A 16,644-nucleotide genomic window follows, 5' to 3' on the forward strand; every position below is an offset into this window, starting at 1 on the left:
CTCGTGAGGAGGCCGCTTTCGAACCCCGGTGGGAGACCATGTTCCGCACGCTGATGAAGTCGAAGATCCACCGCGCCACCGTCACGCAGGCCGATCTGCACTACGTCGGCTCGGTGACGATCAGCGCCGACCTCATGGCCGAGGCGAACCTCGTCGAGGGCGAGAAGGTCGACATCGTCGACATCGACAACGGCAACCGCCTGTCGACGTACGTCATCGAGGGCCCGGCGGGCTCCGGGACGATCGGCATCAACGGCGCCGCCGCCCGGCTCATCTCGGTCGGCGACCTCGTGATCATCATTGCGTATGCGCTGGTCGCCGAGGAGGAGGTCAAGGCGCTCAGGCCGCGCGTCGTCTTCGTCGACCGGGACAACAAGCCGGTCCACGTGGGCTCCGACCCCGCCGCCGTGCCCGACGGCATAGGCCTGATCCCCGGCGACCGGGTGAGGCAGGCGATCGGCATTCCGGAAGAATAAAAGCCATATGGGCGGCAGAATAGACAAATGGTCATTGTATCGACACCGTGACCGGGAAAGATCTGAATATCGCGGCGAATTCCGCCTTGACATGTGTGCGGCCGTCGGTTCTGATGAAATAAGAATCGGCGGAAGAGAGGGCACGGCATGGCTGGGGAAGACGACAAAGTCAGCATCGAACTCTCCGGTGAGGAGCTCCGCACTCTTTCCATGGACAATCTCCGGGAGCTGCAGGAGCGGTTCGGGATGGAAATCTCCATCCACTCCACGCGTACGGCGATCGACACCATTCTGCGGGACATCGGCCGCGAGGGCGGTGGGCTGACGGCGGAGTTCACCCGCGGGTTCGACCGCACGTCCCCCGGCTACGACCGCTACTACAACCGCGACATCCCCACCTCGCTGCCCGGCGAGGAAATCGTCCTGCCGCCCGTGCAACCCTGAGCGCGATGCCTGCGGAGACGGCCGACGGCCGGATCATCCCGGATTACTTGCTGCTCAAGCTGGCCAGCCGGTGCAACATCAATTGCGATTACTGCTACTGGTTCCGCGACTCGTCGGTGTACGAACGACCGCCGCTCCTCACCGAGGAAGCGGAGCGGGCGTTACTGCGCCGGCTGGCCGAGCACATCGCCGAGCACGATCTCCGGCGTTTCTCGATCCTTTTTCACGGAGGTGAGCCGCTGCTCCTCGGAAAGCGGCGTTCCCGGGCGTTGTTCGAGGCGTTGCGGGAATTGGAATACGACACGGGAACCAAGCTCAAGCTCAGCATGACCACCAACGGCCTGCTGCTCGACGACGAATGGGCGCGGATCCTGTGCGCCAACGAGATCCACGTCACGATCAGCATCGACGGCCCGCCACAGGTGCACGACCTGAGGCGCAGGGACTTCCGCGGGTTCGGCACGCACAAGGCGGTGCTGCGCGCCTTCGAGGTGATGCGCCGGCATGGCGTCTCTCCAGGCGCCCTGGCGGTCTGCGATCCGGCCGCCGACCCGGTGGCCGTCCTGCGGTACTTCCTCGACGACCTCAAGGCCGACGTGGACATCCTGGTCCCCGACGCCACCCATGAGGACACCCCCGCCTCGATCGCGCCGTTCTACTGCGGCCTGTTCGACGTCTGGTACGACGAGTACGCCGACCGTGGGGTCACCGTGCGCTTCCTGTCCAGCCTGGTCAAGGGCCTGCTCGGAATGCCCAGCAGGTCCGAGTCCATCGGGTACGGCCAGATCACGACGATGACGATGTTGACCGACGGCAGCCTGGAGGCCCTGGACGTGCTGCGCACCTCGCGCCAGGCGATCACCAGGAGCACGCTGAACGTGATCGACGACCCGCTGGTCGCCATCAACGAGGACCCCACCTGGCAGGAGATCCGCCACGCCTCGACCAACCTGGCCGACGTGTGTCGGCGGTGCGTCTACCGCTACGCCTGCGGAGGCGGTCACGTCGCCTCGCGCTGGTCGCCCGAGCGGCGGTACGACAACCCCAGCGTCTACTGCGAGGACTACAAGGTGATCCTCGGCCATATCTGGAGCCGCGTCGGCCCCGACCTCCAGTTGGAGTTCGAGGACCACAGCCGGGTGCCGTTGCTGGAGGTGATCAGATGACCGGGCTGCTGCTGGCCGGCACCGAGGTGCGGACCGACCCCTTCCTCCACGCCACCGTCTCCCAGGTCTTCGCCGACGATCTCGCGGGGGCCCTCACCGAAGAACTGTCCGGCATCGAGGGGTGGAATCTGCATCGCGGCCGGTTCTTCGAGCAGTACGAATGCGACCTGCTGCGGCATGCTCCCATGGGCGGCCTGCTCGGCCCGGAACTGATCGACCGGCTGCGCACGTGGGCGGCCGACCTGCTGATGGTGGAACTGGCCGAGCGTGTGCAGGTCGTCGCCCACCGGCTCATACCGGGCCAGGGCATCGGGCTCCACAACGACGCGCCCGACGCCGACGACGAGACCCACCGCCTGGTGGTCCACCTCGGCACCGGATATCGGGACGACCACGGTGGCCATCTGGTGCTCTTCAGCGAGCCGAGCATCGAGGCGGTCGACCGGGTGCTGCGCCCGCTGCCCAACACCGGGCTCGTCTTCGCCGCCTCCGACGACTCCTTCCACGCGGTCACACCGGTACGCGCGGGCGTCCGCCACTCGGTCGTCTTCTCCTTCTGGCAGCGCCACCGGGACCGCCTGCACGCGGGCGCCGACCGGATCGCGCACTCCGGGGGCACCCTGGCACAGCACCTGAAAGGCGTCCACGACCTGCTGCGGCGGTGGGGGGCGCCGGAACCCGTCTGCGTCGCCGGTCACCTGCACAGCGTCTACGGGACGGAGTACTTCTCGACGGGCGCGCACGGCGACCCGCCCGATCGCGAGCGGGTATGCGCCGAGGTCGGGGCCGAGGCCGAGCGGCTCGTCTGGCTGTTCTCCGTCTGCGCACGCGCGTCGCTGCCACACGCCGCGCTCGGCGCGGACCTGAACGACCACCGCGATGGCGGCGTGGTGCCCGCGACCGAGGACGAACGGCGCGCTCTCCTGCTCATCGACCTGGCCGACACCGTCGAGCAGCTTCCCAGAGTGCCGATCGACGAGGACGGCCTGCACTGGGAGCGGGCGCGCTTCGAACCCGTCGCCCACCTGCTCCCTCCGGAGGGCATGGCCGCTCTCGATCAGGCGATCGCCGCTCGCAGGTCGGGACGGCCATGAGAAGAGCCCTGATCGACGTCCTGGGCAGCACTCCGGCCGACGCCGCGGTGCGTGCGCTGGCGACCGTCCACGAAGACCGGGTGCCCCTCCTGGAGAGTGCCTGGGACAGCAGAGCCACCGCGCATCTGCTGCCGGCGCTCCCGCCCGGCGCCGCCCGAGACCCGGATCTCTCCGCGGTGAGCCGGGAGCTTCTGGGCTGTCCGGTGAGGCGGCTGCCGCTCGTCAGCGCCTGGCGCCCGCCCGCACCGGACCGGCCCGCGTGCATGGTCGCCGCGAGCCACTCCTGGGCGGCCGTGGCCTTCGCCCGGGCGGCGCGCCACGATCCCAGGCCGGCTCATCTCGTGCACATGGACGCGCACGACGACTTCGCGCCGCCCCCGCCCGGGCGGTTGCCGCCCTTGGGCGACCCCGCCGCCGTCGCCGCGTGGGTGATCGCAGGTCGGTTCGGCATCGGCAGCTTCATCAGGCCGTTCGCCGACGCCGGGATCATCCACACCGTCTGGCAGGTGCAGCGCCCGTCGCTGCGCACCCCGCCCACCCGGACCGTCACCGAGCCCGCCTGGCTCGACATCGACCTCGACTGCCTCTGCAACGCCCTGGACGACCGCAACCCGGAGCCGCTGATCGGGGAGGCCGAGCTCCGGACACGGCTCGCCCACATGGCGGACCACATCCGCGCCGCCTTTCCCGTACGGCCGGCTCTGGTGACCGTCGCCCTTTCCCCGGGCTTCTTCCCGGCGGCGCTGTGGCGACCGGCGCTGACCGGGCTGCAGGACCTGCTCGGCCGGCAGTGGCCGGCTCTGCGCCTGCCGTTCGCGCAGCCATGACGCGGTGACCTGCGTCGGCCCGCCTCAAGCCGGGTGAACCGCCACCTCCTCCATCGGTTCCCCGCCGGGCGAGAGCACGGCCCCGGCGGGGTGTCGGCGTGCCGGGCGTCTCACGCTGCCGAGCGCCCCTCGGGATTCGGTTTTCCGGCTCATCGGTAATCCTGGGGTCTCCGGAGGGACTACTGGGTGTGGACGATCCCGAAGAACGATTCACCGCCCTCTACGACCGGCACTACCGGGCCGTGCTGGGCTACGCGTTGCTGCGGGCCGAGCACGGCGTCGCCGAGGACGTGTGCAGCGAGACGTTCCTGGTCGCCTGGCGGCGCCTGGGCGAGCTGCCCGAGCCCGTGCTGCCGTGGTTGCTGGGCGTGGCCCGCAACCTGCTGGCCAAGCAGCGTGACTCACGCGGCCGGCGGCAGGCGCTGGTCGACCGCATCGCCGCGCTGAGCACCGAACGCGACGCCGTGGCCTGGGACGTGGCCGACCACGTCGTGGACCGGACGACCGCGCTGGCCGCGCTCGCGACCCTGCCGGAGCAGGACGTGGAGGCGATGGCGCTGACGAGCTGGCACGGCCTGCCGCCCGAGCAGGCCGCCACCGTGATGGGCTGCTCCACCCGCACCTACAACGTGCGGTTGCACCGTGCCCGCAAACGGTTGAGCCGGGCGCTGCGCGCCGAACCGGCCGGCGGTCAGGCCGGGAGTGCCGGGCGCCCGCGAGCGGTCGAACACGGACAGCGGTTCGCGGAGGAGGCGTGATGGACACCGGGCAATCTTGTAACACTCCCCAGGAGGAGCACATGACCGAGCGCATGTTCGCCCAGCTCAAGCCCGAGCGGCTGGACGAGCTGACCGAGGTGGCCCATCGCCGCCGCCGTACGGACGATCTCGCCCGGGCCTTCCGGACCCCGGCCGCGCCGCCGCGGCGCGTCCCTTCGCTCGGACGCCGCCCGTGGTTCCTGGGGGGTGTGCTGGCGGCGGGGCTGGCCGCCGCCGTGATCGTCGTGCCCGGGGTGACCCCCGATTCGGACCCGGCCGTCACCGGCGCCGTGGGGCAGCCCGGAGGGAACTCACACGTCGCCGCCGCACCCGGCACGGACGCCCCCACCACCGGCGCCCCCACCACCGAGGTCCTTGACGCGCGTACCGTGCTGCTGGCCGCCGCCGAGAGCGCGTCCAGAGTCGAGGCCGGCACCGGGCACTACTGGTACACACGCGACCGCACCTTCAGCCGCCACGTCGTCGACGACGACGCGTACGCCACGAGACTGAAGGTCCTCGTCGCCGAGCGGGACAAGAGGGCGGCGTCGGGCTCCCGGCAGGCCGCCGACCGGTGGTTCGAGGACAAGGTGACCGAGCTCAAGAAGAACCCCGCGCCGCTGCCTTACGTCGTCTTCTCCGCGAGCACGGACGAGACCTGGCGGGCCCGCCGGAAGGGGGACGCCAACCGCAACGTCAGCAGGTCGGACGGCAGGCTGACGTTCGGGTCGCCCGAGGACGAGCGGAAGTGGCGCGCGTCAGGTGCGCCCCGGCTCGTCAAGGGCGGCGAGAGGAGTTACGAGGACCGGCTCGACCGGGTCCTCTCGATCGACAACCCCGGCATCACCATCCGCAACGTCGACCGGCTGCCGACGGACGAGAAGGTGCTGGAGCGGCGGCTGCACGAGCTGTACCGGGCACGCCCCGGCGGCGGCGCGAACGAGGAGGACTTCTCCGTCTACCTGTGGCAGACGGCCGTCGACCTGCTGAACGCCCCGATCACGCCGGGCACCCGCGCGGCGCTGTTCCGGGTGCTGGCCGGTGAGCGAGGGCTGACCGCCCTCGGCGATCGCGCCGACGCGCTGGGGCGTACAGGGGCGGCCCTGGCGGCGAAGGGCCCCGGCGACGACGGCGGATCGATCGAGTACCGGATCATCATCGATCCCGACTCGGCCAGGCTCCTGCAGTACGAGGTGGTCGGTGACGGCGAATCCGCGCCGAACCTCCGGGTCAGCCTGGAGGAGGCCGGCTGGGTGGACGATCTCCGCGAACGTCCCTGAACGGCACCTTAAGGGCGGCCGGGGCCAGATCCGTTCTGATCGAATGGGTCGCACGCCCCGGCCGTTTCCGTCTCTCACGTCGCGATGCGCACGAGGGAAATATCGGTTATCGCCCCACAAAGAGAGCGCACCTGTAACTCCAACAAATGGCTTGCGCGGGCGTGCCTGCGTCGGGTTGGTGTGGAAGAATTAATACAGGTATTCGAATCTAAGGGGGGAGGTGCGATGGATCTGTTCGGCTTTGGCCCTGAGCATCTCCCTTGTTTGGACGATATGGGCGATGGCGACTGGTGGGATCAGCTCATCGCCGGCTCGCCCCTTTGGTCGTCCGAGGGCGCACTTGCCCGTGAATACGTGCCGATCGTCGATCCCGATGCGCCAGAGCATGCGAGCCGATTCCGCACCCCGGCGACTTTTCCCTTCATTCGAGCATTTACGACTCATGCCGGTACCGCTGCCGTTGACGACTCCAGCACTGACGACTCCAGCGCTGACGAAACGGTGAATGGCACTGCCTCTGATTGCGCTCCTGACCACCATGCCGACATCCCCGGCCCTGGAGTCGGTTCCGCCGCCGCTGCCCCTCACGCAGGAGATGCCGACAGCGGCGCCCCTGCCGGTGCCGATGCCGCGCGCTCTGATGCCGGTGCTGATGCCCCGCACGCCGATGCCGCGCGCACTGATGCCGCGCGCGCTGATGCCGCGCGCACTGATGCCGCGCGCACTGATGCCGCGCGCACGGATGTAGGGCGCACCGATGGCGGTGCCGCCGACGGTGCTTTTCCTGACGGTGATTCTCCTGGTTGTGCTTCTCCTGACGCGGCTTGTCCGGATGGCGCCGGGGGTGCCTACAGCGGCGCTTCCGGCGGTGCTTTCGCTGGTGCTTCTGGTGGTGATGCCGGTGGTGCTTCTGGTGGTGATGCCGGTGGTGCGTCTGGCGGTGCCGAGGGCGCCGGCCGAAGCGATGTGGGCCCGGACCGGGATGCTTCTGGTGCTGGTGGGTCGTCGTCGTGGGTGGCGGTGGCGGCTGTTGGTGAGGCGGCGCGGGTAGTGGCGCTGGTGCCGGTGCCTGAGTCGGCGGAGGTGTGCCTGGCCGAGGCCGAGGAGTTGCTGGCGGCCCGGGACCGCATCACCAGCGCGCTGGCCGCCCGGGTGGGCCGGGTCCACCGGGCTGGGGAGGCGAGGAACCATGGGCATGCCTCGACCAGATTGTGGTTGCGCTCTGTCGGGGGCATGACGATCCCGGGTGCGGGCCGGTTGGTGACGATGGGCATGGAGTTGGGTCGTCTGTCGCGGGTGCGTGAGCGGTTCGCCGAGGGCAGCCTGGCCGAAGGCATTGTGGAGGCGATCTGTACCGCCACCTCCGGGTTGACCGACGAGCAGGCCACGACGGCTGAGGCGATTTTGCTGGAGTTGGCGGGTTCGGCGGGGGCTGCGGAGGTGGCCAAGGCGGGGCGGTATCTGCGGGCGGTGCTGGACCCCGACGGCCACGAGCAGGACGAGCAGGCCGACTTCGACCGCCGGTTCTTCCGGGTGCGGCGGCGCAGGAACGGCGGGCTGGAGGGAGAGTTCTACCTCCCGGTCGAGGCGGCCGCGCGGTTGCAGCACCTGCTGGACGTCTACGCCAAGCCCAAGGCCGAGGGCGACGACCGGACCCTGAGCGTGCGGAACGCGGATGCGTTCATCGCGTTCCTGGAGAACAAGATCGCGGCCGAGCTTCTGGTGCTGGTCAACGCTGAATCCCTGCCCGACGACCCCCCAGCCGACAACCCCGGAGCCGCCGACCCCGCAGGCACCACCCCCTCAGGTGATCCCACAGCCGGCCCCTCAGACGACCCTACTGCCGGTCCCCCAGATGACCCCACTACCGACGGTCCCGCAGGCACCGACCCCTCAGCTGGACACCCCACCACCGACTCGGTAGACACCGACCCAGGCCCTGGTCCCGACCCTGATCCCGCCCCTTCGGGCACCGGCCCCTCAGACCCAGACCTCTCAGACCCAGCCCCGAACGATGACCCTGGCCCCGGGCCTGACGCCTGGCCGGGAGGTAACGCCCGGGTGGGACGCGAGGCCTGGTCGGGAGGCCGGGTGTGGCCTGGAGGCAGCGCCCGGCCGGGGAGAGATGCTCGGGTGGGACGCGGGGCCTGGCCAGGGGGCGCGGCCTGGGCGGGGGTGGGAGGCAGTCCGTCGCCGGGGGTGTGGTTGCGGGGGTTGCCGGGGTTGATCCTGGCGACCGGGCATCTGCTGCCCGTCTCCAGCGTGCACCGGTTGGCCCGTACCAGCACTTTGGTGCGGATCGTGATGGACGCCGGTGGGCAGGTGCTGGACATGGGCCGCAAGGTCCGTCTGGCCACTCCGGCGCAGCGGCGGGCGGTCTTCGCGCGGTATGCGACCTGCTGGGTGGACGGCTGCCCGCTGCCCGCCACCATGTGCCAGATCGACCACGCCGAGGACTGGTGCAGCGGCGGGCTGACCGATCTCAAGCTGCTGGGACCGGCGTGCCAGTTCCACAACCGCGACCGCTACCGCCACCCCACCCGCTACACCCGCCGCAAGATCGGCGACGACCGCTGGGCCTTCACCTACCGCAACCCCCGCACCACCCGGAGGGTGAGGACATGAGGGGGTCAGAGAAGGGTCGTCTGACCGGAGCCGGCGAGGGGGTCACGGTGCTTGCGCAGGTGCCTCCAGCGCGGCAGGTCGTCGAGGTAGGACCACGACAGCCGGTGGTGCGGGGTCGGGCCGCTTTCGGCGAGAGCGCGTTGGTGGACCGGCGACGGATAGCCCGCGTTCGCGGCGAAGCAATAGGCCGGATGCTCCTCGCCGATCTCGGCCATCAGCCGGTCGCGGTGGACCTTGGCCAGCACCGACGCGGCAGCCACGGAGACCGAGCGCTGATCCGCTTTCACCTCGCACCGCACCCGCCACGGGCGTCCGAGGAAGTCGTGCGCGCCGTCGAGGAGCACTACGTCGGGCCGCAGCGGCAGGACCTCCAGGGCCCGGCACACGGCCCGGCGCAGCGCCTCCGTCATGCCGACCTCGTCGATCTCCTCCGCACTGGACTCGCCGTACGCGTGACAGGTGAGCCAGCCCGGCAGGACCTCCGCGAACGCCTCCCGCTGCGCCTGGCCGAGCAGCTTGGAGTCGGTCAGGCGGACCGTGCGCTCCCCGCGCCCCGGCAACTCGGGCGGCGGGCCGAAAGCGGTGACGGCCGCGCAGACCACGACCGGCCCGGCCCAGGCGCCGCGGCCGACCTCGTCCACACCGGCGACATGGACCGCCCCGGCCGCCCGCAACTCGTCCTCGATCTCGTATCCGGCGACGCGTCGGCGTGGGGTGGCAGGCGGGGACCCCCGGCTCGGTTCGGGCTCCAGGCCGGGCAGCGCATCGGTCATCCCGGCATCATCGCACGCACCACCGGCCTCAGGAGCGCACTCGTTACGCGCCGCCGTCGATCCAGGCATACGCGTCGTAGCCGGAGACTCCGGCGTCGTCCGTGGACTTCGTACAGGTCAGGCTGGCCGCACCGCGGCCCGGCGCCTCCGGGTGCGCCGGGCCGGGAAGGGAGGGTCAGGAACAGGTGGTGCCGTTGAGGGTGAAGGCGGCCGGTTTGGGGTTCTCGCCGGTGTAGGTGCCGTTGAAGCCGAGGTACAGCGACTGGCCCGGCTTGAGCGTCTTGTTCCACGCGTAGTTCTCGGCCGTGACGGCGGTGCCGGTCTGGGTCCAGACGGCCGACCAACCGTTGGTAAGCCGCTGGGAGGCGAGCGGGAAGGAGAAGGCCAGCTTCCACCCGTCGACGATGGCGGTGCCGGTGTTGGTGATCGTGACGGTGGTGGTGAACCCCCCGTCCCAGGTGGTGGCGGCGTAGGTCACCCTGCATCCGGAACCGGACGACGCCGACTGGCTGGGGGACACCGACGGGCTGGGCGAGGACGTTCCCCCAGGCTGCGCGATGGCCGTGTACGGCGCCGAGGGGTTGCTCAGGTTGCCGGCGGCGTCGCGGGCCACGACCTGGAAGGTGTACGGCTTGCCGCCTTCGAGCCCGGTGACGATGTCGCGGGGAGTGCCGTTCTCGCCCTCGTACGCGTAGCCGTGGTCGGTCCGCCGGAACAGGTCGTAGCGGGGCGAGATGCCACTGTCGTCGCTGACGGTGTACCAGGCGAGGAAGATGCCGCCGGGGATGTCCATCCCGGTCACGGTCGCCATTCCGGTCGGCGTGCCGGGAGGTGTGGTGTCCGTCCCCGGGCTCGGACTGGCGACGGGCGGCTCGACCATGGCCCGCTGGCGGACCAGGTCGGAGGGCGCGCTGAGATTGCCTGCGGCGTCCTTGGCGACGACGTAGAACAGGTAGTCGCGCCCGGGAGTGAGGTTGTACACGACCCCGACGACCCTGTCGCCGGACGAGGAGAGCTGGGCGGTCACAGGGGTGAAGGCGCCGTCGATCCAGGCATACACGGTGTAGCCGGTGACCGCGACGTCGTCCGTGGACTTCGTCCAGGTCAGGCCGGCCGCGCCGTTGACGTAGGCCGCGTACGGCTCCGGGCCCTCGGGACGGGTGGGCGGGGTCCGGTCGATCGGGCTGGGGCTGGGCGGCGGACTGGAGGGAGGCATGCCGCTGAGGTAGCCGGCGCTGGCCGTCAGTTCGTTGGACGGCGGGCCCGCGTTCCCCGCCGCGTCTTTCGCGACGACCCGGAACGTGTACGACTGTCCCAGGGTGAGGCCGCTGACGATGGACCCCGGGCCGGTCGTGGTGCGGATGGAGGTGAAGACGCCGTCCTGCTTGACCTGGACGTCGTAGGCGGTGACGCCGACGTCGTCGGTCGCGGCGCCCCAGCACAGCGACACGCCGATGCCGAGGCCCGATCCGGGAGCCGCGGGCAACGGACAGTGCCACAGGGCTCCCGGAGCGCTGGGCGGGGTGGTGTCTCCGGCCGCCGCGGCGGCCGGGAGACCGGCGGCGCCCATGAGTCCGGCGCCCATGAGTCCGGCGCTCATGAGAACAGCGGCGGTGTGCAGACCTTTGACGGGCAACTGTTCACCTCTAGTTCGGGCGGCCCGGCACGTCAGGCGGGACGGCCGGGCCACGGGTCGAAGTCACGAGCAGGTGGTGCCGTTGAGAGTGAAGGCGGTGGGTTTGGGGTTGGAACCGCTGTAGGTGCCGTTGAAGCCGACCTGGACGGACTGTCCGGGGGCGATGGTCTTGTTCCAGTCGAGGTTGACGGCCGTCACGTTCGCGCCGTTCTGGGTCCAGGTGGCCGACCAGCCGGGCGGGCTGATCTTCTGGGTGCCGGGGAAGGCGAACCTCAGCGTCCAGCCGTCGACTGCGGCCGTGCCGGTGTTGGCGATCGTGACGGTCGCGGTGAACCCGCCGCCCCAGTCGCTCGTGCCGTACGTCACCCGGCATCCGCCACCCGGCGACGGTGAGGGGGACGGCGACGGGCTGGGCGAGGGGGACGGCGAAGGGCTGGGCGACGGCGAAGGGCTGGACAGGCCGTGCTGAGCGGTCGCGGTGAGCGTGGCCGAGGGCTGGCTGGAGTTGCCCGCAGCGTCCCGCGCCACGACGTAGAAGGTGTAGCTCGTGCCGGCGACCAGCCTCTCCGCGACGTAGAGGAGAGTGGTCGATGAACCGATCTTGCTGAAGCCGGTGCCCTGCCTCATGTACACGTCGTAGCCCGTGACCCCGGTGTCGTCGGTCGAGGCCGTCCAGCACATCGGCACCGCGTTCGTGAAGTCCGCGCCGCAGACCCGCAGTCCGGTGGGCGCGCTCGGCGGCGTGGTGTCCACCGGAGACGGCGAGACGGACGGAGAGACGGACGGAGAGACGGACGGCGAGGGGCTGGGGGACGGCGACGGACTGGGGGAGGGCGAAGGGCTGGGGGACGGCGACGGGCTCACCGTGCCCTCCGGCGGGGTGCCCCACACCAGCGTGTTCCCGTCGTACACCGGCACGTGGGAGGCGGCCGAGGCCGACCAGTCGTTGGCCGGGTCCCAGGTCGCGCCGTTCGGCACGGAGATGCGCAGCTGGGCGCTGCGCCGGTAGAGCTGGGCGTCGCCGGGGTAGATCGGCTTGCCGGTGCAGTCCACCTCCGCGTAGTAGGTGCGGTCCCGGGCGAGGACGGGCCCGCTCACGGCGCAGCCGCTGCTGTCGCCGCCGGTCACCTTCACCTGCGAGGCCGAGGTGGAGCCGTCGAGCGTGAAGTAGTAACGCGCCTTCCCCGACTGGAGGACGCGCGGAGGCCAGTTCGACGTGTTGGTGATGGTGACGGCCAGCGAAGTGCCGTCCACACCGGTGTAGACGTTGTCGACACCCGCGGTGATCTCGTCGTACTTCCTCTCCGGCGCGGGGAAGTCCGCCAGGGGCGTGCCGCCGTACTCCTTGGCGAACCGCGCGAGCACGTTGGTGATGCCGGAGTTGTAGTCGATCGCCACCTCGTTGCGGACATAGTCCGTACGGCTGTCGGTGTAGGCGTCGGCGGCGTCCGGTCCTCCGGCGAGCGCGCCGTACAGGACGTGCAGGTTCGGGCCGGTGGTGTCGCTCATGTATCCGAGGTACTGGCCGCTGGCCGCCCGATGGTGGACGTGCGTCGGCGGGTTGGTCCCGAAGCCGACCATGTAGCTGGAGTGGCGGGGATTGTCGCCGAGTGCGTAGTCGACCTGCCGCTTGGCGAAGTCGTGGTAGCGGGAGTAGAGCGGGTCGCCGGTGCCGAGGTGGTCGGCGTAGACGAGGGCGACCCACGCGGTGTTCAGCGCCATGCGCAGGGAGGCCCAGTTGAAGACGTACGCCAGGCCGCCGGGGGTGATCGTGCCCTTCTTGCCCTTGTAGCCAACGGTCCAGTAGTCGAGGTAGCGCTGGACGTCGTCGATGTACTTCTGCTCGCCGGTCAGCGTGGCCATCAGCGCGTAAACGCCGTATTCCTTGTCGTTCCACCCCAGGCCGAAGGTGTAGGCGGGCACCGTGGTCCCGCCCGCGCCCTGGCCCGCGTCGGGCTCGCTGCCCATCTTCGGGTAGAACTCGCGGGCCTTGTCCAGGTAGCTCCCCGTGCCCGTGGCCCGGTAGAGCCAGACGGACGCCCAGGCCAGCTCGTCCCAGTACATCTTGGTCGCGCCGGGGTGGTCGGAGCCGCCCTCCCAGGTCGAGTTGTAGTAGCCGGAGATGCCCGGCACACAGCTCGTGTACGCGGTGTCCTGGCCGTTCGTCCCCTTGGTCGTGTCGGCGAACGTGAACAGCTGCCTGGCGTGCGTCAGCAGCGTGTCGGCGTACGACGGGTCGCTCTGGCGGAAGGCCATCGAGGAGGCCGCCATGGCCGCGGCCGTCTCGGCGACGACGTCGGTGCCCTTGCACGTCGGGGTGATCTTGTAGACCGGCCGCGACATGCCCTTGATGTCGATCACCTCGGGCGGACCCCAGTACGCGTGGTCCACGCTGCCGTCGCCCACCTGGACGTACAACGTCTCCGGCTCGGGGTGGGCGGCGATCAGGTAGTCGGTGGCCCATTTGAGGTTGTTCAGCATCGGTGTGAGCTGGGTCCCGTAGCCGGACCGGTTCTCGACCAGCCCCCAGGCCAGCATCGTGGTGGTGAACGCCATCGGGAAGCCGAACTTGACGTGGTCGCCCGCGTCGTACCAGCCGCCGGACAGGTCCACCCCCGCCGGCTTGCCGTCGTTCAGCGTGCGGTCGCCGCGCCACTCCACCCGGCTCCAGGCGGGCTTCCTACCCGACTGCTGCGCCTCGTAGAAGTAGATCGACTTCTGCAGGGCCTCGGTGTAGTTGTACGACGCCGCGGCCTGGGCCCGCGTCGGCCCGGGGACGAGCGGGGCGGCCAGCACGGCGGCCAGCGCGGTGACCAGCACTGTGGCCAGCGCAGTGGCCGGCCGGCCCAGCGACAGGGGTCTCATCGATGCCTCGTCTCAGGAACAGGTGGTGCCGTTGAGGGTGAAGGCGGTGGGTTTGGCGTTGGCGCCGGTGTAGGTGCCCTGGAAGCCGATCTGGACGGACTGGCCGGCACCGATGGTCTTGTTCCAGTCGAGGTTCACCGCGGTGACGGCGGTCCCGGTCTGCGTCCAGGTGGCCGACCAGCCGGGCGGGGAGATCTTCTGGTTGCCCGGGAACGCGAACTTCAGGGTCCAGCCGTTGATCGTCGCGGCACCGGCGTTGGTGATCGTGACGGTCGCGGTGAACCCGCCTCCCCAGTCGTTGGTCGCGTACGCGACCTTGCACGTGCCCCCGGACGAAGGCGACACAGACGGGGACACAGACGGGGACGCAGAAGGCGACACAGAGGGAGATGCAGAGGGAGATGCAGAGGGCGACGCCGACGGGGACGCGGAGGGGGACGCCGACGGTGATGCGGACGGGGACGCTGAGGGAGACGCCGAGGGCGAGGCCGACGGGGATACCGACGGGGAGGGTCCGGTTCCCGGCGGGGTTCCCCAGAGCAGCCTGCCGTCGTTGCCGTACAGCGTCATGCGGTCGGCGCCCTTCGCCGACCAGTCGTTGGACGGGTCCCAGGTCGCGCCGTCGGCGACGCCGATCCTGAGCTGCACCTCGCGGCGGAACTCCGACTGGCCGCCCGGGAAGATGAGCGTGCCGGTGCAGTCGACCTCGGCGTAGTACGTCCGGCCCTCCAGCAGGTGCGGCCCGGTGGGCTGCTTGCACTGGGTGTAGGACGTGCTCACGGTGACCTGGCTCGCCGTCGTCGAGCCGTCGAGCGTGAAGTAGTAGCGGAACTTCGCCCGGTCGAGCACGGTCGCGGGCCAGGCCGACTTGTTGATGACGAAGGTCTTGGCCGCCGTCTCCCGGGTCGTGTGGGTGATCGTCGGCTCCAGGGAGAACTCCGGGCCGTCGGGCGTCTCGCGCGGCAGCGTCGCGAGGGGCGACCCGCCGTACGCGCCGTAGAGGACGGCGAGCGAGCTGGTGATGCCGGAGTTGAAGTCGAGCGCGACCTCGTTCTTGACGTAGTCGCCCCGGCTGTCAGTGTAGGCGTCGGCGCCGTCCGGGCCGCCGACCAGCGCGCCGTACAGGATGTGCCTGCTCACGGTGGGTTCGCCGTCGGGACCGGCGTTGGTCCAGGAGCCGTGGGCGCCGCGGTGGTGGGGGTTGCGCGGCGGGTTGGTCCCGAACCCGATCATGTAGCTGGAGTGGCGCGGGTTGTCGCCGAGCGCGTAGTCGATCTGGCGCTTGCCGAAGTCGTGGTAGCGGGCGCGGAGCGAGCTGGACGAGCCGAGATAGTCCGCGTACCTCAGGGCGACGAACGCGGTGTTGGCCGCCATGCGCAGCGAGGCCCAGTAGAAGATGTACGCCAGGCCGCCGGGGGTGATCGTGCCCTTCTTGCCCTTGTAGCCCACGGTCCAGTAGTCGAGGTAGCGCTGGACGTCGTCCTTGTACTTCTGCTCGCCGGTCAGCTCGGCCATCTGCTCGTAGACGGCGTACTGCTTGTCGTTCCAGCCGAAGCCGAAGTTGAAGACGGGGACCTGGACGCCGTTGCTCCCGGGGTCTTCCTGGGTGCCCATCTTGGGATAGAACTCGCGGGCCCGGTCGAGGTAGCTCGCGGTGCCCGTGGCCCGGTAGAGCCAGACGGACGCCCAGGCCAGCTCGTCCCAGTACATCTTCGTGGCGCCCTCGACCTGGCCGCCCTCGCCGGTGGAGTTGTAGAAGCCCTGCGCGGCGCTGACGCAGTTCACGTACGCCGTGTCGCGGCCGTTCGTCCCCTTGGTCGTGTCGGCGAACGTGAACAGCTGCCTGGCGTGCGTCAGCAGCGTGTCGGCGTACGACGGGTCGGTCGGCCGGAAGACGATCGACGACGCGGCCATCTCGGCGGCGGTCTCGGCCGCCACGTCGGTGCCGGGGCACGACGCGGTGATCTTGTAGACCGGCCGCTTGTGGCCCTTGGCCTCGACGGTCTCCGGCGCACCCCAGTAGGAGTGGTCCTCGCCGCCGTCGCCGACCTGGACGTAGAGGACGTTCGGCTCGGGATGGGCGTTGATGAAGTAGTCGCCCGACTGCCGCAGCGTGTTCAGCAGGTACGGCAGCTGGCCCGACCTCTCGTAGGCCGACCGGTAGTCGACGCCGCCCCAGGCCAGGGTGGTGGTCATGGAGGCCATCGGGAAGCCGAACTTCACATGGTCGCCGGCGTCGTAGAAGCCGCCCGACAGGTCGACTCCGGCGGACTTCCCGTCGTTCACGGTCGAGTCGGCCCGCCAGGTCACCCGGTTCGTGGACGGCAGATGGCCCGACTCCTGCGCCTCGTAGAACAGGAACGACTTCTGCAGCGCCTCGCCGTAGGCGAACGTGGCGGCGGAGGCGGGAGCCCCGCCGGAGGTGCCGGACAACACGGCGCCGGTCGACACTGTCACGGCCAGTGCCGCCGCAGTGCTCGCGCTCAGCAGCCGTCGCGGTAGTCGCATGGAAATCCCCCCAGGGATGACGTACGGGCGGGACGACCGGAAAGGGATCCCGCCCGGATCGTGCGTACGGGACCTGGCGCGCTCCAAGCGCGGCCCTGGACGCAGGGCCGTCCGTACAGGTCAGGGGCGTCACAGCGAGCCGGGGGAGTGAAACTTTCAGCACGAGCCCGGCCGCTGTGAGGGCATGGCGAC

15 protein-coding genes and 1 pseudogene are annotated in these 16,644 nt (G+C 70.2%); 11 read left to right on the forward strand and 5 right to left on the reverse strand.

What is annotated here, in order from left to right; all coding sequences use genetic code 11:
* The first annotated feature begins 38 nt into the window (after nt 1–38).
* The 10 genes from panD to HHX40_RS25425 all read left to right on the forward strand — a co-directional run bounded on the left by panD (nt 39) and on the right by HHX40_RS25425 (nt 8,670).
* Nucleotides 39–476, forward strand: a complete 438-nt coding sequence (gene panD, locus HHX40_RS25380; RefSeq protein WP_182882618.1) for an aspartate 1-decarboxylase — start codon at nt 39–41, stop codon at nt 474–476.
* Between the two features lie 147 nt (nt 477–623).
* Complete coding sequence (locus tag HHX40_RS25385) at nt 624–920, forward strand: hypothetical protein (protein ID WP_182882619.1); 297 nt, start codon at nt 624–626, stop codon at nt 918–920.
* 5 nt (nt 921–925) lie between these two features.
* Nucleotides 926–2,086 carry a radical SAM protein gene (locus HHX40_RS25390; RefSeq protein ID WP_182882620.1) on the forward strand — a complete coding sequence of 387 codons (1,161 nt, stop codon included), beginning with the start codon at nt 926–928 and terminating at the stop codon, nt 2,084–2,086.
* The gene (locus tag HHX40_RS25395; RefSeq protein ID WP_182882621.1) at nt 2,083–3,180 is read left to right on the forward strand and encodes a 2OG-Fe(II) oxygenase; all 1,098 of its coding nucleotides are present in this window, start codon (nt 2,083–2,085) and stop codon (nt 3,178–3,180) included. The genes HHX40_RS25390 and HHX40_RS25395 overlap by 4 nt, the downstream gene beginning before the upstream one ends.
* Nucleotides 3,177–4,007 carry a hypothetical protein gene (locus HHX40_RS25400; RefSeq protein WP_182882622.1) on the forward strand — a complete coding sequence of 277 codons (831 nt, stop codon included), beginning with the start codon at nt 3,177–3,179 and terminating at the stop codon, nt 4,005–4,007. The genes HHX40_RS25395 and HHX40_RS25400 overlap by 4 nt, the downstream gene beginning before the upstream one ends.
* 188 nt (nt 4,008–4,195) lie before the next feature.
* Nucleotides 4,196–4,765, forward strand: coding sequence for an RNA polymerase sigma factor (locus HHX40_RS25405; protein ID WP_182882623.1), 570 nt, complete (start codon nt 4,196–4,198; stop codon nt 4,763–4,765).
* Nucleotides 4,766–4,806: 41 nt separating this feature from the next.
* Nucleotides 4,807–6,045 carry a hypothetical protein gene (locus HHX40_RS25410; protein WP_182882624.1) on the forward strand — a complete coding sequence of 413 codons (1,239 nt, stop codon included), beginning with the start codon at nt 4,807–4,809 and terminating at the stop codon, nt 6,043–6,045.
* Between the two features lie 505 nt (nt 6,046–6,550).
* A complete protein-coding gene (locus HHX40_RS25415; RefSeq protein ID WP_182882787.1) occupies nt 6,551–6,793 on the forward strand; it encodes a hypothetical protein in 243 nt (80 codons plus the stop codon).
* A 9-nt stretch (nt 6,794–6,802) separates the two neighbouring features.
* Complete coding sequence (locus HHX40_RS25420) at nt 6,803–7,096, forward strand: hypothetical protein (RefSeq protein WP_182882625.1); 294 nt, start codon at nt 6,803–6,805, stop codon at nt 7,094–7,096.
* A complete protein-coding gene (locus tag HHX40_RS25425; protein ID WP_182882626.1) occupies nt 7,066–8,670 on the forward strand; it encodes a DUF222 domain-containing protein in 1,605 nt (534 codons plus the stop codon). Before HHX40_RS25420 ends, HHX40_RS25425 begins: the two co-directional genes overlap by 31 nt.
* Nucleotides 8,671–8,675: 5 nt before the next feature.
* On the opposite strand, the gene HHX40_RS25430 is transcribed toward HHX40_RS25425, so the two are convergent.
* The 3 genes from HHX40_RS25430 to HHX40_RS38310 form a co-directional block, all read right to left on the reverse strand.
* A complete protein-coding gene (locus tag HHX40_RS25430) occupies nt 8,676–9,443 on the reverse strand; it encodes a ribonuclease HII (protein WP_182882627.1) in 768 nt (255 codons plus the stop codon).
* Nucleotides 9,444–9,618: 175 nt separating this feature from the next.
* Entirely contained in the window at nt 9,619–11,043 is a 1,425-nt protein-coding gene (locus HHX40_RS25435) for a cellulose binding domain-containing protein (RefSeq protein ID WP_182882628.1), read from the reverse strand.
* Nucleotides 11,044–11,142: 99 nt separating this feature from the next.
* Complete coding sequence (locus HHX40_RS38310) at nt 11,143–11,943, reverse strand: cellulose binding domain-containing protein (protein WP_396788317.1); 801 nt, start codon at nt 11,941–11,943, stop codon at nt 11,143–11,145.
* Between HHX40_RS38310 and HHX40_RS38315 the strand changes: the two genes are divergently transcribed.
* Nucleotides 11,825–12,088, forward strand: coding sequence for a hypothetical protein (locus HHX40_RS38315; RefSeq protein WP_396788319.1), 264 nt, complete (start codon nt 11,825–11,827; stop codon nt 12,086–12,088). The two genes, HHX40_RS38310 and HHX40_RS38315, sit on opposite strands and share 119 nt — an antisense overlap.
* A 56-nt stretch (nt 12,089–12,144) precedes the next feature.
* Here the strand turns inward: HHX40_RS38315 and HHX40_RS38320 are convergent.
* Both HHX40_RS38320 and HHX40_RS25445 read right to left on the reverse strand, forming a co-directional pair.
* Nucleotides 12,145–13,944: pseudogene (locus tag HHX40_RS38320) on the reverse strand (glycoside hydrolase family 9 protein); the annotation flags it as partial.
* A gap of 12 nt (nt 13,945–13,956) precedes the next feature.
* Nucleotides 13,957–16,452 carry a glycoside hydrolase family 9 protein gene (locus HHX40_RS25445; RefSeq protein ID WP_182882630.1) on the reverse strand — a complete coding sequence of 832 codons (2,496 nt, stop codon included), beginning with the start codon at nt 16,450–16,452 and terminating at the stop codon, nt 13,957–13,959.
* Nucleotides 16,453–16,644: the final 192 nt, after the last annotated feature.

This window comes from Microbispora sp. H10949 (assembly GCF_014161435.1).
Classification (GTDB): Bacteria; Actinomycetota; Actinomycetes; order Streptosporangiales; family Streptosporangiaceae; genus Microbispora; species Microbispora triticiradicis.

What these genes read in the sequence shown, in the direction of transcription:
- panD (WP_182882618.1), top strand. Translation starts at nt 39, where the DNA reads ATGTTCCGCACGCTGATGAAGTCGAAGATCCACCGCGCCACCGTCACG.
- HHX40_RS25385 (WP_182882619.1), top strand. Translation starts at nt 624, where the DNA reads ATGGCTGGGGAAGACGACAAAGTCAGCATCGAACTCTCCGGTGAGGAG.
- HHX40_RS25390 (WP_182882620.1), top strand. Translation starts at nt 926, where the DNA reads ATGCCTGCGGAGACGGCCGACGGCCGGATCATCCCGGATTACTTGCTG.
- HHX40_RS25395 (WP_182882621.1), top strand. Translation starts at nt 2,083, where the DNA reads ATGACCGGGCTGCTGCTGGCCGGCACCGAGGTGCGGACCGACCCCTTC.
- HHX40_RS25400 (WP_182882622.1), top strand. Translation starts at nt 3,177, where the DNA reads ATGAGAAGAGCCCTGATCGACGTCCTGGGCAGCACTCCGGCCGACGCC.
- HHX40_RS25410 (WP_182882624.1), top strand. Translation starts at nt 4,807, where the DNA reads ATGACCGAGCGCATGTTCGCCCAGCTCAAGCCCGAGCGGCTGGACGAG.
- HHX40_RS25415 (WP_182882787.1), top strand. Translation starts at nt 6,551, where the DNA reads ATGGCACTGCCTCTGATTGCGCTCCTGACCACCATGCCGACATCCCCG.
- HHX40_RS25420 (WP_182882625.1), top strand. Translation starts at nt 6,803, where the DNA reads ATGGCGGTGCCGCCGACGGTGCTTTTCCTGACGGTGATTCTCCTGGTT.
- HHX40_RS25430 (WP_182882627.1), bottom strand. Translation starts at nt 9,443, where the DNA reads ATGACCGATGCGCTGCCCGGCCTGGAGCCCGAACCGAGCCGGGGGTCC.
- HHX40_RS25435 (WP_182882628.1), bottom strand. Translation starts at nt 11,043, where the DNA reads ATGAGCGCCGGACTCATGGGCGCCGGACTCATGGGCGCCGCCGGTCTC.
- HHX40_RS25445 (WP_182882630.1), bottom strand. Translation starts at nt 16,452, where the DNA reads ATGCGACTACCGCGACGGCTGCTGAGCGCGAGCACTGCGGCGGCACTG.